Origin of the sequence: Campylobacter sp. CNRCH_2016_3089, assembly GCF_025772505.1 — a bacterium.
Lineage (GTDB): Bacteria > Campylobacterota > Campylobacteria > Campylobacterales > Campylobacteraceae > Campylobacter_D > Campylobacter_D lari_D.
Genome location: NZ_JAKMSF010000004.1, coordinates 148,237 through 169,130 on the forward strand (window position 1 = coordinate 148,237; position 20,894 = coordinate 169,130).

Annotated in this window: 19 protein-coding genes and 1 tRNA gene; 7 read left to right on the plus strand and 13 right to left on the minus strand. The window is 29.0% G+C overall.

Annotated features, from left to right (window positions below; genetic code table 11):
- Positions 1–14: 14 nt before the first annotated feature.
- Positions 15–1,805 (plus strand): type I restriction-modification system subunit M, encoded by a 1,791-nt coding sequence (locus tag L8W69_RS04095; RefSeq protein ID WP_263666498.1) that lies wholly within the window; start codon positions 15–17, stop codon positions 1,803–1,805.
- 87 nt (positions 1,806–1,892) lie between these two features.
- Here the strand turns inward: L8W69_RS04095 and L8W69_RS04100 are convergent, their stop codons facing one another.
- The 3 genes from L8W69_RS04100 to L8W69_RS04110 all read right to left on the minus strand — a co-directional run bounded on the left by L8W69_RS04100 (position 1,893) and on the right by L8W69_RS04110 (position 3,761).
- Complete coding sequence (locus tag L8W69_RS04100; protein ID WP_039642481.1) at positions 1,893–2,354, minus strand: hypothetical protein; 462 nt, start codon at positions 2,352–2,354, stop codon at positions 1,893–1,895.
- A 208-nt stretch (positions 2,355–2,562) separates the two neighbouring features.
- On the minus strand, positions 2,563–3,546 hold the full coding sequence (locus L8W69_RS04105) for a helicase RepA family protein (RefSeq protein WP_263666499.1): 984 nt from the start codon (positions 3,544–3,546) through the stop codon (positions 2,563–2,565).
- Entirely contained in the window at positions 3,543–3,761 is a 219-nt protein-coding gene (locus L8W69_RS04110; RefSeq protein WP_002871904.1) for a helix-turn-helix domain-containing protein, read from the minus strand. Before L8W69_RS04110 ends, L8W69_RS04105 begins: the two co-directional genes overlap by 4 nt.
- 112 nt (positions 3,762–3,873) lie before the next feature.
- Here L8W69_RS04110 and L8W69_RS04115 point away from each other — a divergent pair, with 112 nt between their 5' ends.
- Entirely contained in the window at positions 3,874–4,533 is a 660-nt protein-coding gene (locus L8W69_RS04115; RefSeq protein WP_263666500.1) for an XRE family transcriptional regulator, read from the plus strand.
- A gap of 273 nt (positions 4,534–4,806) precedes the next feature.
- On the opposite strand, the gene L8W69_RS04120 is transcribed toward L8W69_RS04115, so the two are convergent.
- From L8W69_RS04120 to L8W69_RS04135, 4 genes are all read right to left on the minus strand, one after another.
- A complete protein-coding gene (locus L8W69_RS04120; protein WP_263666501.1) occupies positions 4,807–6,072 on the minus strand; it encodes a tyrosine-type recombinase/integrase in 1,266 nt (421 codons plus the stop codon).
- A 175-nt stretch (positions 6,073–6,247) separates the two neighbouring features.
- Positions 6,248–6,323, minus strand: a tRNA-Val gene (locus L8W69_RS04125).
- Between the two features lie 48 nt (positions 6,324–6,371).
- On the minus strand, positions 6,372–7,562 hold the full coding sequence (locus L8W69_RS04130; protein ID WP_263666502.1) for a replication-associated recombination protein A: 1,191 nt from the start codon (positions 7,560–7,562) through the stop codon (positions 6,372–6,374).
- On the minus strand, positions 7,562–8,716 hold the full coding sequence (locus L8W69_RS04135) for a YdgA family protein (protein ID WP_263666503.1): 1,155 nt from the start codon (positions 8,714–8,716) through the stop codon (positions 7,562–7,564). The genes L8W69_RS04130 and L8W69_RS04135 overlap by 1 nt, the downstream gene beginning before the upstream one ends.
- 138 nt (positions 8,717–8,854) lie before the next feature.
- On the opposite strand from L8W69_RS04135, the gene glmM reads away from it, so the two are divergent.
- From glmM to hemJ, 3 genes are read left to right on the plus strand one after another with little or no spacing between them, the layout of a single operon-like run.
- Positions 8,855–10,192, plus strand: coding sequence for a phosphoglucosamine mutase (gene glmM / locus L8W69_RS04140; RefSeq protein ID WP_039629248.1), 1,338 nt, complete (start codon positions 8,855–8,857; stop codon positions 10,190–10,192).
- Positions 10,185–10,640 (plus strand): signal peptidase II, encoded by a 456-nt coding sequence (gene lspA, locus L8W69_RS04145; protein WP_263666504.1) that lies wholly within the window; start codon positions 10,185–10,187, stop codon positions 10,638–10,640. The genes glmM and lspA overlap by 8 nt, the downstream gene beginning before the upstream one ends.
- Complete coding sequence (hemJ, locus tag L8W69_RS04150; RefSeq protein ID WP_039629243.1) at positions 10,634–11,083, plus strand: protoporphyrinogen oxidase HemJ; 450 nt, start codon at positions 10,634–10,636, stop codon at positions 11,081–11,083. The genes lspA and hemJ overlap by 7 nt, the downstream gene beginning before the upstream one ends.
- Positions 11,084–11,104: 21 nt before the next feature.
- Here hemJ and L8W69_RS04155 read toward each other — a convergent pair whose 3' ends face one another.
- Positions 11,105–12,442, minus strand: a complete 1,338-nt coding sequence (locus tag L8W69_RS04155) for a coproporphyrinogen III oxidase family protein (protein WP_263666505.1) — start codon at positions 12,440–12,442, stop codon at positions 11,105–11,107.
- A gap of 75 nt (positions 12,443–12,517) precedes the next feature.
- Here L8W69_RS04155 and L8W69_RS04160 point away from each other — a divergent pair, with 75 nt between their 5' ends.
- The gene (locus L8W69_RS04160) at positions 12,518–12,709 is read left to right on the plus strand and encodes a mini-MOMP protein (protein WP_133319069.1); all 192 of its coding nucleotides are present in this window, start codon (positions 12,518–12,520) and stop codon (positions 12,707–12,709) included.
- Between the two features lie 17 nt (positions 12,710–12,726).
- Here the strand turns inward: L8W69_RS04160 and L8W69_RS04165 are convergent, their stop codons facing one another.
- The 5 genes from L8W69_RS04165 to ccoG form a co-directional block, all read right to left on the minus strand.
- The gene (locus tag L8W69_RS04165) at positions 12,727–14,169 is read right to left on the minus strand and encodes an efflux transporter outer membrane subunit (RefSeq protein ID WP_263666506.1); all 1,443 of its coding nucleotides are present in this window, start codon (positions 14,167–14,169) and stop codon (positions 12,727–12,729) included.
- On the minus strand, positions 14,162–17,284 hold the full coding sequence (locus L8W69_RS04170; protein ID WP_220566942.1) for an efflux RND transporter permease subunit: 3,123 nt from the start codon (positions 17,282–17,284) through the stop codon (positions 14,162–14,164). Before L8W69_RS04170 ends, L8W69_RS04165 begins: the two co-directional genes overlap by 8 nt.
- Positions 17,284–18,381 carry an efflux RND transporter periplasmic adaptor subunit gene (locus L8W69_RS04175; RefSeq protein WP_263666507.1) on the minus strand — a complete coding sequence of 366 codons (1,098 nt, stop codon included), beginning with the start codon at positions 18,379–18,381 and terminating at the stop codon, positions 17,284–17,286. Before L8W69_RS04175 ends, L8W69_RS04170 begins: the two co-directional genes overlap by 1 nt.
- An 83-nt stretch (positions 18,382–18,464) precedes the next feature.
- Positions 18,465–19,088 carry a TetR/AcrR family transcriptional regulator gene (locus L8W69_RS04180; protein ID WP_133319065.1) on the minus strand — a complete coding sequence of 208 codons (624 nt, stop codon included), beginning with the start codon at positions 19,086–19,088 and terminating at the stop codon, positions 18,465–18,467.
- 1 nt (position 19,089) lies between these two features.
- Positions 19,090–20,463, minus strand: a complete 1,374-nt coding sequence (ccoG, locus tag L8W69_RS04185) for a cytochrome c oxidase accessory protein CcoG (RefSeq protein WP_263666508.1) — start codon at positions 20,461–20,463, stop codon at positions 19,090–19,092.
- A 185-nt stretch (positions 20,464–20,648) separates the two neighbouring features.
- Here ccoG and rpsU point away from each other — a divergent pair, with 185 nt between their 5' ends.
- Positions 20,649–20,861: a 30S ribosomal protein S21 gene (gene rpsU / locus L8W69_RS04190; protein ID WP_002780697.1), complete on the plus strand. Its 213-nt coding sequence runs from the start codon at positions 20,649–20,651 to the stop codon at positions 20,859–20,861.
- Positions 20,862–20,894: the final 33 nt, after the last annotated feature.

The window sequence follows — 20,894 nt, forward strand, 5'->3', positions numbered from 1 at the left end:
CAGGAGGATAACTGATGAATGGTACACAACAAAAACAGTTAGGATCAACATTATGGGCGATTGCTGATAAACTGCGTGGTGCAATGAACGCCGATGATTTTAGAGATTATATGCTGTCTTTTCTCTTTTTGCGCTATTTGTCCGATAATTATGAAGAGGCAGTAAAAAAGGAATTGGGAAGTGATTATCAGAAAAGTGAGCTTGAAATTCAAAATAATATAGAGAATATTGATGATTATATTGACCAGCTTAAATCTGTAATTATCAAGTATAGCTGTTCTCTACCTCCAAAGAAATTGGGCTTACAAGATGATGAAAAAGACCATAAAAAGATTGAAAAAGCAAGACAGGAATATGTGGACGATAATAATAAAATGCTCTATAGTCACAATGTAATTCCTCTTGCAGTCTGGTATATTCGTAATTTAGATCAAGTTAGTATGCTTGAAAAACAAATGCGCCGTAAAATTCATTATGTGATAAAACCGGCATATTTGTGGAGTAATGTCTATGAATTAGCAAGGACTCAAAATAGTCAATTACTGAAAACTTTGCAGAGTGGCTTTAAATATATTGAGAATGAGTCGTTTGAAAGTAGATTTCGTGGATTGTTCTCAGAAGTTAATCTGAATTCTGATAAGCTCGGAAAAAATTATGGTGAGCGCAATAGCTTACTATGTTCAATTATTACAGAAATCGCAAAAGGACTTGCTGAATTTCCAAATAAAACAGATATTCTGGGTGACGCCTATGAATATTTGATTGGTCAGTTTGCTGCTGGTTCTGGCAAAAAAGCGGGTGAATTCTATACCCCGCAGCAGGTTTCAACTATCCTCTCTCGAATTGTATCTCTTGATAGTCAAGATCCAAGCACCGGAAAAAAGAGTAAACTAAAAAACGTGCTTGACTTTGCCTGTGGTTCGGGATCTCTGTTAATTAATGTACGAAAGCAATTTGGTGCAAATGGTATCGGTCAGATCTATGGGCAGGAAAAAAATATTACTACTTACAACCTTGCTCGTATGAATATGCTGCTTCACGGTGTAAAGGATTCTGAATTTCAGATTCTTCACGGAGATTCTTTATTAAACGATTGGAATATCTTAAATGAGATGAATCCTGCGAAAAAAATGCAGTTTGAAGCAGTCGTAGCCAATCCACCTTTCAGTTATAGATGGCAACCGAAAGAAGAAATGGCAGAAGATTTCAGATTCAAAAATTACGGACTTGCTCCAAAGTCAGCGGCAGATTTTGCTTTTTTATTGCATGGTTTTCACTTTTTAAGTGATGATGGAACAATGGCAATTATTTTGCCGCATGGAGTATTGTTCCGTGGTGGCACTGAGGAAAAAATCAGAACAAAACTTCTCAAAGATGGAAATATTGATGCTATCATTGGTTTACCGGCAAATCTGTTTTTCTCTACGGGTATTCCAGTGTGTATTCTGGTTCTTAAAAAATGCAAGAAATATGATGATGTGTTGATTATTAATGCAAGTGAGTATTTTGAAAAAGGGAAGCGTCAAAATACGCTTTTACCTGAGCATATTGATAAGATCATTGAAACATACCAATACCGAAAAGAAGATGACAAAAAATATTCCCGCCGAGTTTCTATGGAGGAAATAAAGAAAAACGGATATAACCTAAATATTTCTCGCTATGTTAGTACAGCACCCGAGGAAGAAGTTGTTGATATTGAAGAAGTGCAACAGGAACTTGAAAAAATTGAGAATGAAATTAAGGAAGCAAAGACTAAACATAATGAATTTTTAAAAGAGCTCGGATTAAAATTAATTCCATAAAATTTTATTTTGACATAAAAAATACTGAATGCACGACAGTATTTTTTATGAATTTCAATTTTATCATAAGTTTGGTTTATAATTTTTTTACTCCTGTTTGGTTATGTCATGTTGTAAATCCATAATTTGTGTTTGCAATTTCCAGTAATCATCGTTAATATTTTCTTCTAGTTTTTGTACTTTATCTTGTTGCATGGTTTCTTGAAAAAGTGGAGAATAAAGTTGAGGATTTGTTTTTATATAATAGTTTAAATCTATTTCTGCTTCTTGTAATATTTCCATAGTAGTTAAACCATTTTCTATTTGTTTTTTTGAATTTGCACTAGATAAAATTTCAATTTCCATTTTTTCCTGTGGTAATACCAAAGTCATTAGATCTGACATTCCTAAAGTTTTGATTGTATTTGGATAATTTTCAGCCCATCTTTCTAATATTTTTAAAGCATAGTGAGAAATTTGTTTATTTATCCATAAATTATAAATTTGATGAAATGATGTTTTATTTAAAATAGATTCTAGTCTTTTTATATTTGGATAATTAAAATTCATAACATTCCTTTTTTGATTTTTATTTAATTACAAGTATAAAATATTTTGTCTTATAAATATAAAAATTAAGATGAAAATTTTAGTAAAAGCAGGATAGCTATTTACTCCAAAAAATGACACCATTTTTTAAGTAAATAACAAAATATTCTCTGCGAGGCTCAAAAAATTATATTTTAATTAAATTGATTATATTTTTAAGATATCACCATTATAGTATCTTAAAAATTTTCTTCTTTCCACCTTTTTCTTGCACTTCATAAAAAATACTCCAATAAATGTTTTTATATTTATCTAGCAGTTTCCATAAAGCATTTCTACCTACTATTTCTACATAATCTTGTTCAATTTTCTTTTTGATTTTACTTGCTAAATCTTGCTGACAAATACCATTTTTGTTTTCATTAAGAATTTCTTTAACGAGATTAAGGGTAATTTGTGTTTTATGATTTTCTGCAAATTCTAAATAATCCACAAATTCAAATTCTAAATTTAATGTGTTTATTTTAAATGCCTGAGATTTTGTAGCAAATCTTCTTTTTTGAGGCTCTAAAAGAATGACAAACTCTTCGTCTGCTTTAATATCTTTTTTATGTAAAAAATATCCTTCATCCACACTATCTAAAAAAGTTGTTGCACCTTTGTAGGCTTTATTATTTTCATCTGGTTTTTGCTTTGGTTGATGATGCAGAAAAATAATAGTAGCTCCATTATCTCTTATTTTTTGCAATTCATCAAAAACCTTAATCATTGTAAAGTCTTTATTAAAATCATCTTGAATAAAATTTCTAATGCTATCAATTACAATTAATGTGTTTTTTAAATCTTTAGCTTTTTTTAAATCTCTAAAAAGACTAAACTTATTTGTATTGTTAGAAAAAAAATAATAAAAATTTGAACTTTTTAAAAATTCACTTCCTTTTCGTTCTTTCAATATTCTTTCATTATTGTCGCCATCAAAATAAAATATACGATCTACTTTGTTATTATCAAGCAGATATTTACTTAAATATAACATAAAATAACTCTTACCACTTCCTGCACTAGCATAAAACATTACTAAAGACTGTTTTACAAGAAAACTATCTATCAACCATTCAAAATCAATGTTTTCTAGTTTTTCTATATTTACTTGCTTGAAATTCTTTTCAAAAACAATATCAAGTAGTAGCTTGTTGCTCTTTATAGAATTCATAAATTCCCTTTGACCATGTTTTTATCTAGCCATATTTCAATCTCACTTCTTTTATATAGAATTGTTTTTCCTAATTTAATAAAAGGCAAGGAGTTAGCTTGATTTTGATTTTTTTGCATACGCATTTTATATTGTTTACTAAGACTAATTCCAAATTCGCATTCTAATTGCTTAGGGGTTAAAAAATTTTTGTTTTTTGGTTCTATAATTTGCATGTACTATCCTTTATATTTTCATAAAATAATAATTTATTTTCTAAAAATTGTCAATAATTATCATTAAATTTTTTTATTTTCTTTAAAATTATTTTATTGTAGAATATATTTTATGAAAACGATAGGTGAAAAATTAAGAGATTTGCGTAATGCATACGGATTAAGCCAAAGAGAATTTGGAGAAAAAGTAGGTATTACTAAAGGTAGTATCAATTCTTATGAAAACAATGTAAACTCCATTACTCAAGGTGCAAAATGGAAAATTTTGCAAGCAACAGGGATAGGGTTTGAATATTTTGATTCTGATATGACGCTAAGTGAGGCCTTTAAAAAATACAATATAGATATAAATAAAAAACTTGAATTTAAGAAAATAGAAGAAAGTATTTGTGCTATATGTGATGGAGTTAAAAACTATATAGATGGAAAATATTTAGAAACATTTAATATAAAATCATTATTTTTAAATCATTTATTTGATGGTATGGGATATTTTGATTTGTGTTTTTTAAAAGTAAAACATAATGAATTAGAGCCTTATGCAAAAAATGGTGATATTTTAGTTGTATCAAGTAATAAAAATGCTGAAAATGGAGATAAAATCATCATTAATTACAAAGAAAATATTCTTATAGTTCAATATTTTCATGAGTTTGATAAAATAATACTTAAAACTATGAGTGGAGAAGAAATAAAATTTTATAATAGCGAATTTAGTGATTGTGTAGACATTTTAGCAATTATAAAAGGTAAATTTTATTTTGAAGTATGATTTATTTACTAAAGAGATAGAAATGAATAAAGGGCTTAGAATTCTTAAGCTTTACAATGAGTTAGGAAAGCTTTTATAAGGTAAAGAAGTATTGAATATTTAAAAAATTATGTTAAACATTCTAAAAATTTGATTTTATGGATAATTTTCCTACAGAAAGTAAAAAGAAAATTTTATAATCTGTTTCAAGTTCTGTAATATAAGGTTTTATACTCTTTTTAACGAAATTAAAAAGAGTATAAAAATAATTATGAGAAATAAAATATAATATATTTATATTCCTAAAAATTCTAAATTATTTAAATAATCATCATACCATTGTAAAAGTTTTCTTTTTTGAATGATGGTTGCTTTTTCTCTTTCATAAGAAAATTTTATTTGGTTAAGTTCTTTATGTGCTAAAACGCTTTCAATAACTTCTTCGCTAATATTTAATTTTAAGAGCTCTGCCTTATGTTGAGAGCAAATAGTTCTAAATGTAGCTCTAAAACCATGAGAACTAGCTCGCTTGCGCCATTTATTTTTACCTCCTAAATTTTTAATAGCTTTACCTATGCTATCTCTATTAATATGTCCTTGTATGGTTTGTGCAGGAAAAACAAAATCGCTAATTTCTCCGCTAAATAAAAATTGCTCTTTTAATACCTTAATCATTGTTTTTGTAAGTGGAATTTCATGTGCAATTTTTGTTTTTGTTTCATTTGCTGGTATAGTCCAAATTTGTTTTTCAAAATCAATATTAGCCCATTTTACACTAGCAGTGTTAAAAGGTCTATTGATACTAAGAATTTGTAAATACAAAGCCCTTTTTGTTTGTTTTTCCATTCTATTATCTTGCTTTAGATCTTGAATAAATTCTTTTAAATCTTCTGATTGAATTAAGGCAGGGTATCTTGTATCTATATTATGGTTGTTTTGAAATCTTTTAGGGGAAGCAAAGTTATCTTTTAAGCCATCGCTAGGATCAAAATCAATATATCTATCTTTTAAGGCTATTCTAAAAATACCCTGAACATGATTGATTAAACGGTGTATGGTTTCTAACCTACTTGTATAAGGATTATTTGGATTATAAATAGCATTAAATATAGATAATAAATCACTATATTTTATGTTTTTTACATCTAAATTTCCTAAACTTGGCATGAGATATTTTTCTACCATTTGTATAATTTTTTTAACATAGCTATCGCTAAGACATTTTTTTTGTTTTTGATCTATATAAAGAATAAATAAGTTTTTAAACTTATATTTATCATTTCCATTTTTTAGTAATCGTATATCTTTACATTTTTCAAATTCTTTTAAAAACTGAATAGCTTCTTTTCTAGCTTCAGCTACACTATAAATTCCTTCTCTAAATTCTTTAAGTTTTGTGTATTTGTCATTAATTTTAATACTAAAAGTTTTTTGGCCACTAGGATATACAAAAACATAAAGCTCTTTTGGATTACCTACAGCTTTTTTGTATCGTTTATCACTAGGTTTTAAATTTCTAATATCTTTATCTTGTAAGATTTGTTTTGCTATGTTTGCCATTATTTTCCTTTAAAGAACCCTATTAGGTTTTAAGAACCCTAATAATGACCTTAATTAATTGAAAATAATTATAACACAAAAGAAATTAATTGAAATCAAAGATCGTTTAATTTGTTTATATATAGCATTTTGAAAGCATTTTTTGGAAATTAAAGAAATCGAAAGAAATAAAAAATGGTGGCTCCGATTGGACTTGAACCAACGACCACCACCATGTCAAGGTGGTGCTCTACCAACTGAGCTACGGAACCTTAAAAAAATAAAAATTATATAAAAATATTTTTACATTGTGCTTAAAATCACTTTTTAATTTTTTTCATATCATTTAACCATAAATCTAGCTGTGCTTCAAAACCTATACCTTTGCTATGATAAAATTTCAAATCTTTTTCTAGATATCTTTGCTTAACCCATCCTCCAAAATCATGTGGGTAAAGGTAGTTTTTTCTTTGTGGGTTGTTATTATCAAGATAAGGAAGTATTTTTAATGCAGGGTTGTTTTGCACATAATTTAGCGCTTCATTTATAGCAAGATAGCTTGAGTTTGACTTAGGCGAACTTGCTAAAAATACCACACATTGAGCTAAGATGATCCTAGCTTCAGGATAGCCTATGTTTTTTACTGCTATGAGTGTGCTTGTGGTTAGATTAAGTGCTTGTGGGTTTGCATTTGAGATATCTTCACTTGCAAATATCACTAATCTTCTAGCGATGAAATCTGCACTTTCACCCCCATCAATCAACCTCGCAAGATAATACAAACTCGCATCCACATCACTTCCTCTTAAACTTTTTATCATAGAACTAGCTAGTCTATAGTGTGTGTCTTTACTTGAAGTGCCATCGCTTAAAACATTTGCTCTTAATTTTTTTAAAGTTTCAAGTGTGATATGAGTGCTATCTAAAGTCAAAGCAAACTCACATAAATTTAAAAAGCTTCTTGCATCATTTGCACTAGAAGTGATTAAAAAGTCTTTAGCATCATCATCGATTTTACATTGGAGTTTTTCTTGCACTTTTGTGGCAAGTTTTTCTAAGTCTTTATACTCTAAACCTTTAAATTCAAAAAGCATACTTCTGCTTCTTATGCCTGAAGTTAAAGTAAAGTAAGGGTTTTCAGTGCTTGCGCCTATGAAAAGGCATTTTTGATTTTCCAAAGGGATTAAAAGCATTTCTTGCTGGGTTTTTGAAAGCCTATGTACCTCATCAATAAATATCAAAGGTTTATATAAAGAATTTTCATAATTACTTAGTATTTTTCTAAGCTCTTCAAGTTTAAAATTCCCTCCATCAAACTCATAAAAATCAAGTTTATACTCATACGCTATTGCTCTTGCAAAAGAAGTCTTCCCGCAACCTGCTGGACCAAAAAATACACTATGAGGGAGTTTTGAAACTTGTATGAATTTTTTAAAAATTTCTACTAAATTTTCTTGTCCTAAAACCTCATCTAAAGTTTTAGGACGAAAAGTTAAGCTTAAATTTGTCATTATAGGTTTGGATTAAATTCTTCTCCATTAAGGATAGCTTTGACATCACTTTTGTTACTATCATCATAGCTAAAATCTAGCGTATAACTTCCATTGTTATCTACAAAATACATATCAAAATTATTAAATTCAGGAATGATTTGGCTTGGAAGAAGTTCAGAGTTAATATTTGCTTGAGCTTTTATGTTGTTATCTTTGATTATAGCTTGAGCTTTTGTTTGAAATTTCTTTTCTTCTTTTGAGAATGAAAAATCATTTAAGAAAATTTCTGGATTGCTTTGTAAAAATTGATTTGATAAAACCATTAGTGAAAAAATATTTCCATCTGATTTTAGGTATTGATCATAAGCTTTTTTAGAGATATTAACCAATTTCATATCCATATTAATATTATCTAATGAAAGATTGTTAGAAGGTAGAGAGAATTTATCCATGCTAAATTTCAATGCGCCATCGTATTCATTATTTGCATTTGTAAGAGTTTTTGCATTAGCCTTTAATTTGCTAACTATTGCATCTTTTAAATCAATCAATTCTATGTCGATTTTTTGCTCACCAGTGCGTGCAGGAGTGAAAATATCTTCGAGTTTTAAATTTTCAAAAGGAAGTTCAGCTATTTTAACATTTTTCAATTCCATTTTATTATAATCATCCTCAAATAAAAAATGATTTAGATTTAATTGGATTTCTTTTACAAATTCTTCTTTAAGATCGATATTTATATCAAAATTTTTAACTAATAATGTTTTATTATCTTTAGTAGTGTTAATATCGTTAATTTTAGCATTGATAGCTATTTTATCATTTGCTTTGACATTAACAAATATTTTCATAATTTCTTTGTTTGTAAATAAATCATTCATATCTTCATTTTCATTGATAATAGAAATTTTTGCATTATTACTTACAAAGAAAATATTTGAAAAATCAATATTAATTGTAAAAATATAAAAATCATTGAATGAAATTTTAAAGCTTCCTTTAGAATCTAAAAAGTTTTTAGTAAAATTGACATCTTTAACTTCATAATAATCTGTGCTTTTGCTTATGTGATTAAAAATTTTTTCATTGACAGAGCTAACATAAGAAGTTGAAATGAAAAATAAAACAACAAGTGTTGTTAAAAGGACGATTCCTGCAATAATTTTTTTCATAATTTTCCTTAAAAAATAAATTTTGATTTTTAATTTTGGTAAGTATTTTAAAAAAACTGAGTATTATAAAATTTTTATATTTATACATTACTTAACTTTTTTTTCTATAATTGCATTATTTTAAATAAAGGTAAAAAAATGAAACTTTTTGGAACAGATGGAGTACGCGGTAAAGCGGGGGAGTTTTTGGATTCATTTTTAGCAATGCGTTTGGCTATGGCTGCTGGAATTTATTTTAAAGACAAAGCCCTTACAAACAATATCTTAGTAGGAAAAGATACAAGAAGAAGTGGTTATATGATAGAAAATGCTATTGTTTCAGGACTTACTTCTATAGGTTATAATGTTATAGAAATAGGCCCTATGCCAACACCTGCTATTGCGTTTTTAACTGAAGATATGCGTTGTGATGCAGGGATTATGATATCAGCTTCACACAATCCTTACTATGATAATGGCATTAAATTTTTTGATGCACACGGAAATAAACTTGATGAGCAAGCAGAAGCGAAAATAGAAGAAATTTATTTTAATGATAAACTCATAGAAGAGGCAAGAACAACAAAATCACAAATTGGTCAAGCAAAAAGAATTGATGATGTGATAGGAAGATATATTGTTTCTATAAAAAATTCTTTTCCTAAAGAGCTGACTTTAAAGTCTTTACGCGTTGTGTTAGATGTGGCTCATGGAGCTTCTTATAAGGTAGCACCTACGGTTTTTAAAGAACTTGGTGCAGATGTGATTGTGATCAATGATAAGCCAAATGGTTTAAATATCAATGAAAATTGCGGGGCTTTACATCCTTTAAATTTAGCTTTAGAAGTAAAAAAATTTAGAGCAGATGTGGGTTTTGCTTTTGATGGGGATGCGGATCGTTTGGTTGTTGTAGATGAAAAAGGCGAAGTAGCTCATGGAGATAGTCTTTTGGGTGTTTTAGCTTTATTTTTGAAAAAACAAGGCAAGTTAAAATCAAGTGTAGTTAGCACTATAATGAGCAATGGTGCTTTAAAAGAGTTTTTAACTAAACATAAAATCACACATGAAACTTGCAATGTAGGCGATAAATATGTACTTGAAAAACTCAAAGAATGCGGTGGAAATTTTGGTGGTGAGCAGAGTGGGCATATTATCTTTAGTGACTATGCAAAAACTGGAGATGGTTTGGTAGCTGCTTTACAATTTAGTGCTTTAATGCTAAGTGAAGCAAAAAGTGCAAGTGAAATTTTAAATCAAGTTAAACCTTACCCACAGCTTTTGCATAATCTTAAAATTTCAGAGAAAAAAGACTTAAGTAAGCTTGCAGGCTTAGAAGAGTTGAAAAAAGATTTAGAAAAAAAAGGAATTGCTAGTTTGTTTAGGTATTCAGGTACAGAAAATTTAATACGCTTATTACTTGAAGCAAAAGATATTAAGCTTTTAGAAAAAGAAATGAAAGCTGTTGAAAGCTTTTTTATGAAAGCATTGAATGCTTAAAATTTTATCTTTAAAATTTTGGCTTGTTTTTGCTTTAGTTTTTATACTAGATCAAGTAAGTAAGTATTTGTTTTTGCAAGGGCTTGAGTATAGGGGTGAATTTTTTGATTTAGTTTTAACCTATAATACTGGTGTAGCCTTTTCAATGTTTGCATTTTTAGGAGAGTATTTAAAATACATACAACTTGTTTTTATTTTGGCTTTGTTTGTGTATTTGCTTTATCAAAAAGAATTTTTTAAAACACATTCGATCGCTTTTGCTATTATGCTATCTGCTGGGTGTTCAAATTTACTTGATCGTTTTGTGCATATAGGTGTGGTGGATTTTGTATTTTGGCATAAGTGGTTTGAATTTGCTGTGTTTAATTTAGCTGATGTGATGATAAACATTAGTGTAGCTTTGATTTTAATAAAAGAAATTTTTAATAAAAAAGGAGAAAAATGTTAGATTTTTTAACTGACTGGTATTTGTGGATTAAAATGGTGCATTATTTAGCTTTTGTTTCTTGGATGGCTGGATTGTTTTATTTACCAAGACTTTTTGTCTATCATACAGAGCATAAAGATAATAAAGGCTTTGTAGAAGTGGTAAAAATTCAAGAAAGAAAATTGTATTTTTATATCCAAACTCCTGCGATGATAGTAACTTTAATAAGTGGAAGTTTGATGTTGCATGTAAATAAAGTTTTGATGGTTGGATCAGGATTTATGCATGCTAAATTAACCTGTGCTTTGCTTTTGATTATTTATCATTTGCAAAATTATTATTATTTAAAACAACTTCAAAATGATACTTGCAAAAAGAGTGGGAAATTTTTTAGAGCTTATAATGAAATTCCAACGATATTATTTATAATTATTGCTATTATGATGGTGGTAAGACCATTTTAGTAAAAAGCCTTTAAAGGCTTTTTATCCTTTAAACTCCATACTTTTAAAATCAAGTGGATCAACATTTTCTTGCATGATATTAATGTGTTCTTTATCTTGTAAGCGTTTATTATCTCTAAATACAGCACGCACTAAATCCATACCGGTGTAAAAATCTTTCATTAATACCATAAACAAATAACGCCCAAATTCACTTGTGTATAAAGTGTTATTTTCTTTTTTTATAGCCTTGCTTAGCTTAAGACCTAAAAGTTCTATGAAAAGATCTTTTTCTAGGTTGCATTCTAAGGTTTTATTAAATTTATCGATCTCGATTTTACCGGCAAACATTTCAGTTAAAAAGACATATTTGATGATTTCTTTTCTGCTAAAATTAGCTTTAGCGATATTAGCATTTTGTTTTTCTTTGATGAGTTTAGAATAATCATTTAAATTAAAAGCATTGATTAAAAGCTCTCCATCTAAAAAGCTAAAAGCCCCACTTCCCACGCCTAAATACTCATGATGGCTACTTACATACTCATCATTAAAGCTACTTTTTTCTAAAGAAAATGACCATGCATTATTTCTTTCATAATCTTTGAAAAAATCTATAATGATTTTATAAAACTCAAATTCATTATCTTTAAAACTTACTCCTAGAGTTTTTGCGATATTATCTTTTGTGAGGTTTGATTTCATTAAAGGATAAGTTGTGATTTGTTGAGGTTTTAAATTTTTGGCTATTTCTAAATCATTGAGTAATTGCTCTTTAGTTTGAGAAGGAAAGTTAAAAATCAAATCAAGACTCATAATAGGAAGCACGCCTATAGCTTTAGAAAGCTTTTCTTGAAGCTCTTTGTTTGAGCCAAATTTATGATACCTTGCTACTTTTTTTAAAGTATCATCATCAAAACTTTGTATACCACAACTTAAACGATCTATAAGCCCTTTAAACATTTCTAGCTTTTTAGGTTCGATATGATTAGGATCGCTCTCACAAGAAATTTCTTTAATATTAAATAATTTTTTGCAAAGTTCTAAAGTTTTAGCAAGTTCTTCTTCATTAATTAAAGTAGTACCACCACCCACATACATAGAAGTAAAATCAAATCCTTTGTCTTTGATTTGTTTGATTTCTTCTCTTAAGCTTTCAAAATATCTTTTTGCTAAATCTTCACTATAATAATACTTATGAAAACTACAATATGGACAAAAAGTATGACAAAATGGTATATGAGCATAGAGCATATAAGTTTTTTTTGGATTAACTTTTTTTTCTTGTCCTTCTTTTAAAAGTTTCACATCAAAACCATTCTCTAAAGATTTTTGCATGGCTTTATGTGAGTAAGAAAGAGCTAAGTTTTGTAAAAAATTCATATTTTTCCTAAAAATTTCATTTTGTAGTTATTTAAAAAGACTATAATTGTATCATATTTTTACAAAGGCTTTATAATGAAAAATATTTTTATAGCATTTTTTATATTTTTATTAGGGCTTATAAGCGTGTCAAATTCTGCACCTTTAGATGAAATTTTTCAAGATGTTAATGTTTCAGGTAATATGCGTTATCGTTTTGAGCATAATAGCCCAAAAGATAGAGGAAATAATAATTTTAATCAAAGAATTCAAATTCAAATGCATTAACAACTAAGCCTTAAGGCTCAGTTGTTATAAAAGTTTTCTTTTAAGTTTTCTTCCATAGCTTTGATATTTTCTTTTGATTCTTCTTTAGCGTTAAATCCACCACCAAAGGCTTTCATAACATCTACAATGGAATTTGCAAGCTCATAAGATGAGTTAGTGTAAGAAAGTTTAGCATTTAGGTAATTTCTTTGATCTTGTAAAAAATCAGCTAAATTAATCACGCCATTTTCATATCTTAAGGTAGAAATTTCATAAATTTTACTTTGAGCTAGAAATAAATTTTTATAATTTTGCTCATTTTCATAATAGCTTTGGCGGTTAAATAAAGCAAGTCTTATTTCCCCAAAGGCTGTTTTTAAGGTATTTTCATATTGTAAAAAAGCTTCATCTTTGGTAAGTTTTGCGATATTAACATTATTCATAATCTCACCCCAATGAAAAATCGGCATTGCAAAATTTCCAGCTACATTCCAAGTATTACTTCCATGTTTAACTAAAAGATCTAAATCATTACTTTGAAAACCCAAAAGTCCTGTTAAAGAAAGGTTTGGTAAAAATGCAGTTCTGGCTACTCCAACAAGATAGTTTTTTTCTTCTAAAATTTTTAAACTAGCTTGTATATCAGGTCTTTGAAGTAAAATTTCACTACCAATACCTTCAGGTATGCTAAGCTCGTATTGTCCTATTTTTTTATACTCTATGCTATTATAAAGTATATCATCAATATCATTTGAAGTTAAGATTTTTAAAGCTTTGGTATTAGCTTCTTTTTGAATTTTAGCATTTGTGAGTAAAACTCTTGAATTTTCAAGTTCAGCTTTAAATTTGTTAAGCTCATACTCACTAATTACTCCAAGTTTAAAATGCTCTAATTTTAACTCATAAGTTTTTTGATAACTTTGGGTTGTTTCTTCTAAAATTTTTACTTGCTCACTTAAGCTTGCTAGATTAAAATAAGTTTTTACTACATTAGAAATTAAGCTTAATCTTGCACTTTCATAGTCAAACTCACTAGCTTGTAATTTTGCTTTTGAAGCATTATAAGTATCTCTGTATTTACCCCATAAATCTACTTCATAACTTAAATTTAAACCCATATTAAAATCATTGCCATAGACAAATTCATTACTTTTGTTGCTTGGAGCATTGATGCTAGTTTTTGCTCTTGCTCCGCTAGCACTTCCATCTAGTTTAGGAAGTAGATCGCTTCTTGCTATACCTAAAGCCTCATAAGCTTTTTGTAAATTCATATATGCAATTTGCAAGTCGTTATTTTTTTTTAAAGCTTGATCGACTAAGGTGTTTAAATAATTATCATCAAAAGCTTTCCACCATTGTTTGTTAATGCTAATGTTTTGATCTAAGCTTTTAGTGTAATTTACATCTTTAATTTCTAAATTTGGTTTTAAACTGCAAGCTGTTATTAAAAAACAACTTGCAAAAATTATTAACTTACGCATTGATTTTACCTCTTTTTTTATCAAGCCATTTATTAAAACTTTCTAGTAAATAGAAAAATAAAGGTACAAAGAAAATGGCTATAGTAGAAGCTGCTATCATACCACCTATAATACCTGTACCTATCGCATGGCGGCTTGCACTTCCTGCTCCATATGCAAAGAAAAGCGGTAAAATACCACAAATAAATGCCAATGAAGTCATTACAATAGGTCTAAATCTCAATTTTGCTGCACTAATAGAAGCTTCAAAAATACTCTTTCCTTTTTTAAGATGCTCTTCCATAGCAAATTCAACAATTAAAATGGCATTTTTAGCAGAAAGGCCTATTAAAAGTAAAAGTCCCGTTTGAAAATATATATCATTTTCTAATCCTCTAAGCCATACAAAAAGCAAAGAACCAAATACTGCAAAAGGCACAGCCGTAATTACTGCTAAAGGCATGAGCCATCTTTCATATTGTGCTGCTAGAATTAAAAATACAAATAATAGTCCTAGCATAAATGCTATTTGTCCAGCACCGCTACTTGTAACTTCTTGATAAGCTGAACCTGACCAAGCAATAGAATAATCCTCTCCTAAAGTTTCTTTTGCCACTTGTGCAATTGCATCAATGGCTTGTCCTGAAGTATAGCCAGGAGCAGGATCACCTTGCACTAAAGCCGATGGAAACATATTAAAGCGTTTTACATCATCAGGACCAACACTTCTTTGTAATGTTAAAACGCTATCTAGAGCTATCATAGAACCATCTTTTGATCTAACAAAGATGTTTTTTAAAGCATTTTGAGTATTTCTAAAATCTCCAATTGCGCTTATATTTACACGATAATTTTTTCCAAGCATAGAAAAATCATTTACATAATAAGTTCCTATGGTGGCATTTAGAGTGCTAAATACATCAGCTAAATTTAAACCATAAAGTTTTACTTTATCGCGATCAATTTCTAGTTTTAATTGCGGAAAATTAGTATCAAGCGTTGTTCTTACATTGTGAAGTTCGGGACGCTTGTTTGCTGCTTCAACTAATTTATTTACATCAACTTGAATTTGATCATAACTTTTTCCGCTACGATTTTGTGCATACATCTCAAAACCACCAGTTAAGCTTAAACCTTGGATTGGTGGTGGATTAACAAAGAAAGTTTGAAAATTTGGATTTAAGAAGTATTGTTTGTTATAAGATCCAACTAAATCAAAACTACTAATATCTCTATCATCCCAATTTTTCAAATTAACAAACATTGCGCCAGAATTTTCTTTTAAAGAACCTGTAAAAAGATCATAGCCTATAAGTCCTACCACATTAGTTACATTCTCATTTTTGCGGATTTCTTCTGCCATAGCATCCATTGATTGAGTAGTTCTATTAAGCGAAGATGCTGCGGGTAGATTGACAATAGTTAAAAAGTTTCCTTGATCTTCATTTGGAACAAGTGAATTTGGAACAAGTTTGAAAAGTCCATATAAACCACCCAAAAAGATTACAAAAATTAACATAAAACGCACTGTTCTTTTAAGTATATAAGCCACACCAGCACCAAAAACTTCGGTAGACCAATCAAAAATATCATTAAATTTTTTCACAAAGTAAAAAGGTTCACCTTCATTTCTTCTTAAAAAAATTGCACATAAAGAAGGAGTTAGTGTTAAAGCTACAAAGCCTGATATAGTAACAGATATTGCTAAGGTTATGGCAAATTGTTTTTGGATTTCTCCCACAAAACCTGATATAAATGAAACGGGTATGAAAACCGCACAAAGTACAAGAACTATAGAAACAACAGGTGCAGCAACTTCATCCATAGCTTTAATAGCTGCTTCTTTTATGCTTATATTTGGATCTTCATGCATAATTCTATCGATATTTTCAACTACTATAATTGCATCATCAACAACAATACCAATAGCCAATACTAAGGCAAAAAGCGTAAGTAGATTGATACTAAAACCTAAGACATATAATCCTGCAAAAGTTCCCAAAATAGAAACAGGAACAGCAATCATTGGTATAATAGTTGAGCGGAAATTTTTTAAGAACAAATACATTACAATTACAACTAAAATTAATGCTTCAAAGAAAGTTTTTACCACTTCTTTAATGGAAGCTTTAATAAATATAGTTGTATCATAAGGCACTTTATAAGTTAATCCTTCAGGGAAATTTTTAGAAAGTTCTTCAAATTTTTTCTGCACTAATTCTGCTGTATTTACAGCATTTGCTCCGGTTTGTAAGAAAATCAAAATAGGAGTAGCGTCATTTCCGTTTAATCTACCTTTAAAAGTATATTCTCTTGATCCTAAAGAAACTTCGGCTACATCTTTAAGTCTTAAAAAAGAGCCATCACTATTTGCTCTTATGATAATATCTTCAAATTCTTTAGTATTTTTTAATCTTCCTTGCATAGTTACTGAATACACATAAGGAGATCTTTCCACCACAGGTTCTTGACCTATCTTACCAGTAGCATATTGAGCATTTTGCTCGCTAACTGCAGCAATAACATCAGTTGCAGTAACTTGATATTTGTTTAATAAATCAGGATTAAGCCAAATTCTCATAGAATAATTTCTTGCACCAATAGCTACGGCATTACCCACACCAGGAACCCTAGCAAGATCATCTAAAATATTTAATGCAGCATAATTATACACTTCGAGTGAATCCATAGAGCCATCAGGAGAATATAAAGTAGCAACTTCTAATATACTTGAACCAGTTTTTCTTACACTAACACCAGTTTTTTTAACATCTTCAGGTAGTTTTGCCATAGCAGCTGAAATTCTATTATTAACATCAACTGTTGCTTGGTCAGGATCTGTACCTATATTAAAATATACACTTAAGCTCATATCTCCTGAAGAGCTTGAAGTTGAATCCATATAAATCATATTTTCAACCCCATTGATTGCATCTTCAAGAGGAATAGCCACCGTTTGAGCCACCGTTTGAGCATCAGCTCCTGAGTAAGTTGCACTTACCTTAACAACGGGTGGAGTTAAGGAAGGATATTGCTCCACGGGTAAAGAATAAAGTCCTATAATACCTGCTAAAGAAATGATAATAGCTACAACAGAAGCAAATACAGGTCTTTCTATAAAGAATTTAGAAAACATTATTTATTCTCCATTACGCTAACACTTGCACCAGGACGGATTTTTTTGAAGTTATTTAAAATCACTTTATCCCCATTTTTTAAGCCCTTATCAATAATTGCTTTATCAGAAGTTTGATAAATAACATTAACAATAGTTTTAACTACTTTTCCATCTACAAGGGTATAAACATAAGTAGCACTATCATCTTGCAAAAGCGCAACTTGAGGAATTTCAAAACCATCTTTTTGAACAAAACCACCAACATGAACATTTGCAAAAGAGCCAGGCATTAAGTTTGAATTGTTGTTATCAAAAATAGCCTTTGCTTTTACTCCACCACTATGAGTATCTATAACGCTATCTACGAAATATAATTTTCCATTGAAAAGTTCTCCACCAACATTAGCTTGTACTTGGATATTTTCTAATTTCCAATTGCCGCTTTGAATATTTTTATTCATATTGATTTTATCTACATCAGAAATATAAAAATCTGCAAAAATTGGGTTAATGTTTGTAATGCGTACAAGTTCAGTAGATGAAGCATTTACATAATCACCCACATCCATTAATGCATCACCTAAAATTCCATCAAAAGGAGCACTTACTATGGTGTATTTTAAGTCTAATCTTGCATTAGCAAGTTTTGCTCTAGCGCTTTCTAGATTAGCTTTTGTGGAGTTAAATTTAGCTAAACTTGCATCAAATTCTTTTTGCGAAATAGCATTTTTTTCTATTAAAATACTATCTCTTTTAAAATTTTTTTCAGCATCATCAAAATTAGCTCTTGCTACCAAAGCTTCTCCATAAGCCATATTTACACTTGCTTGGTATTTGTCAGGTTCTATAAGAAAAAGCTTATCGCCTTTTTTTACAGCTTGACCACTTTTGAAGTATTTTGCTTTGATTTCACCGCTTACTTTAGGTTTGACTACTACATCTAATTCAGTACTTAATCTCACAGGATAAGTAAATTCTAAAGGTAAATTAGCACTTTGCATAGTCATAATACTAACAGGTTGAGGAGGGAGTTGTTTAACTTGTGCATTCTTATCATCTGAACATGCTATAAAGATAAGAGAAGCGCAAGCTAGAGTTAAAAGTTTTGTTTTCATTTGTTTCCTTAAGTTATTTATTTAGCTAAATAAAAAGTAATTTATATTACAAAATTAATAAATACTATTTTATCAATCTTTAGTTAATTAAAATTAACAAGACCTTGAGTAAAAAGCTTTACGATTTTTTTTGCGTGGCTTTGTTGTTCTTTTTTATTCATTGAAACTTTATTTTCAAAAGTGCTTTGTATAAAAAATGTCCCTCTAAGCATAGCGCAAAAAGTATAACTTAAAAATTCAGCATTTTGAGCTAAAATTTCATTTTCTTCTTCAAATCTTTTTCGAAGAACATATTCTACTTCTTTTCTATTGCTTCCTTTAAACCATTTTCCAAAATCAAATTTTTCATTATAAATTTCAGAATACAAAAGTCTTACTATAGCTATAGTTTTGGTGTCGTTAAAAATCCCTAAATAAGCTTTTGCAAATTGATATAAGAATTCTTCTAAATTAGCATCAGGTGAAAGTCGCATATTTTTTTTCAAAATAGCTAAAAAATGATTTTCTGCAAAATCATTTAAAACCGCTTCAAATAAACCTTCTTTACTTTTAAAATGCTCATATACGCAAGAAAAAGATCCACCAGCTTGTTTGATAATATCTTTAAGATTAGTTGCTTCGTAGCCATTTTTTAAAAATGACTCCGCAGCGATTTGTTTGATTTTTTCAAGCCTTGCTTGAGATTTTGAAGAAATTCTTTTTTTCATTTTAGTATTTTTTATGCTCTATGATAGAATTTTTAGGATATACAAAATTACTCTCGCGTAATATGACAATATTTTTATCATCAAGTGCATAGGCTTTGATGGTTAATGGTATTACAGTGTCTTTTCTATCATTATCGGCTAGTTTTTTAGTAGCTTTTAAAACAACTATATGTTTATCTTTTTCGCCAGCTTTTAGTTTAAAAGATTTTTTAGGTCTAATGATTTCTAAGCCATCTTCAATGCCTTGTAATTTCACATCAAAATAATACTCATGAGTTTTATTATCGGTGTTTTGAAATAAAAATACATAAGCATTACTAATAATTAATTCTCCATCATGGGTTTTTCTGATTTGATAAAGCTCGCTAGAGCGGTTGATATTTAAAAGCATATTTTCTTTTTTACTTCCCATTAAAACTAAAGCCACAAAAACACCACACAAAACAACTAAATATCCAATAGTTCTAAATCTAAAATATTTTACTTTTTCCCTTGTTTCAATAGCTTTTGCACTAGTCCAATTAATTAAGCTAGGACGATTAAATTTGGCTTGAACTTTTGAACAAGCATCGGCACATTCAAGACAATTAATACACTCAAGTTGCATTCCTTGGCGTATATCTATATGTGTAGGACAAATTTTTACACAGGCTTCACATCCTATACATTCACCTTGTGGTGGCTTTTGATAAAGTTTGGTATGTCCATCATAAATCATACCTCCTCTTTTATCATCATATATTACTTGAACGGTGTTATTATCAAACATTACAGATTGAATTCTTGCATAAGGACATACATAAACACAAAATTTTTCACCCAAATATACTATATCAAAAGTAAAAGCCAAAGAAGCACAAAACAAAATCCCTAAAAGTAATAAATGATCAGCAGGATTTTGAATGTATGTAAAAAAATCTTCAGGTGGTACAAAATACCATAAAAATGCACTCATCATTAACAATGAAAAAAGATAAAAAATCACAATACTTAAAGCTTTTTTGACGAAAAATCCCTCAGCTTGTTTTTGTTTGTTTGCAGTGCTTTTATGAATTTTAAAGATTTTTGTTTGTAAAAGATCTCTATAAATAACTCTAGCAATAGTTTGAGGACAGCTCCAAGCACACCAAATTCTTCCTGCTAAAGTAGTAACAAAAAGTATAGTTAAAAACATACCCATGATAACAAAAGGCATTAAATACAGCTCTTGAGTATCAAAAGCGATAAAAAATAAATTAAGTTTTTTATGATCAAAGCTTAATAAAAAGAAATGATTTCCATTTATTTTTATAAAAGGTAGTGCTATAAAAATAATCATAGAAATGATATAAGCTATATATCTTTTTTTAGTATAGTTTGTGATGTGAGCATTCATTTTATTTTCCTTAGAAATATTTCTTTATATTGTAGTATTAGAAAAATTAAATCAAACTTTGTCTTAATTAATAATTTATATTTAATTTTTATTTATATAATTATTACAAAAATAAGTTTTATTTTCAAGAAAATTATGATATAATCTTTGTTTTAAAATTTATTTAAAGAAAGGTGGTGAGGGTCGTGCCAGGAATCAAGGTACATCCTAATGAGTCTTTTGACGAAGCGTATAGAAAATTCAAAAAACAAGTAGATAGAAATCTAGTTGTTACTGAAGTTCGCGCTAGAAGATTTTTTGAGCCTATGACTGAAATTCGCAAAAAACAAAAAATTTCAGCACGCAAAAAAATGCTTAAAAGACTTTATATGCTTAGACGCTACGAGTCAAGACTCTAATACCAAAAAGCCGAGAAATCGGCTTTCTTCGTT

Coding starts and splice junctions, on each gene's coding strand:
- ccoG (WP_263666508.1), bottom strand. CDS start 20,463: ATGAATGCTCACATCACAAACTATACTAAAAAAAGATATATAGCTTAT.
- L8W69_RS04165 (WP_263666506.1), bottom strand. CDS start 14,169: ATGCGTAAGTTAATAATTTTTGCAAGTTGTTTTTTAATAACAGCTTGC.
- L8W69_RS04115 (WP_263666500.1), top strand. CDS start 3,874: ATGAAAACGATAGGTGAAAAATTAAGAGATTTGCGTAATGCATACGGA.
- L8W69_RS04105 (WP_263666499.1), bottom strand. CDS start 3,546: ATGAATTCTATAAAGAGCAACAAGCTACTACTTGATATTGTTTTTGAA.
- L8W69_RS04180 (WP_133319065.1), bottom strand. CDS start 19,088: ATGAAAAAAAGAATTTCTTCAAAATCTCAAGCAAGGCTTGAAAAAATC.
- L8W69_RS04170 (WP_220566942.1), bottom strand. CDS start 17,284: ATGTTTTCTAAATTCTTTATAGAAAGACCTGTATTTGCTTCTGTTGTA.
- L8W69_RS04160 (WP_133319069.1), top strand. CDS start 12,518: ATGAAAAATATTTTTATAGCATTTTTTATATTTTTATTAGGGCTTATA.
- L8W69_RS04110 (WP_002871904.1), bottom strand. CDS start 3,761: ATGCAAATTATAGAACCAAAAAACAAAAATTTTTTAACCCCTAAGCAA.
- L8W69_RS04100 (WP_039642481.1), bottom strand. CDS start 2,354: ATGAATTTTAATTATCCAAATATAAAAAGACTAGAATCTATTTTAAAT.
- hemJ (WP_039629243.1), top strand. CDS start 10,634: ATGTTAGATTTTTTAACTGACTGGTATTTGTGGATTAAAATGGTGCAT.
- L8W69_RS04130 (WP_263666502.1), bottom strand. CDS start 7,562: ATGACAAATTTAAGCTTAACTTTTCGTCCTAAAACTTTAGATGAGGTT.
- L8W69_RS04135 (WP_263666503.1), bottom strand. CDS start 8,716: ATGAAAAAAATTATTGCAGGAATCGTCCTTTTAACAACACTTGTTGTT.
- lspA (WP_263666504.1), top strand. CDS start 10,185: ATGCTTAAAATTTTATCTTTAAAATTTTGGCTTGTTTTTGCTTTAGTT.
- L8W69_RS04120 (WP_263666501.1), bottom strand. CDS start 6,072: ATGGCAAACATAGCAAAACAAATCTTACAAGATAAAGATATTAGAAAT.
- L8W69_RS04155 (WP_263666505.1), bottom strand. CDS start 12,442: ATGAATTTTTTACAAAACTTAGCTCTTTCTTACTCACATAAAGCCATG.
- L8W69_RS04175 (WP_263666507.1), bottom strand. CDS start 18,381: ATGAAAACAAAACTTTTAACTCTAGCTTGCGCTTCTCTTATCTTTATA.
- L8W69_RS04095 (WP_263666498.1), top strand. CDS start 15: ATGAATGGTACACAACAAAAACAGTTAGGATCAACATTATGGGCGATT.
- glmM (WP_039629248.1), top strand. CDS start 8,855: ATGAAACTTTTTGGAACAGATGGAGTACGCGGTAAAGCGGGGGAGTTT.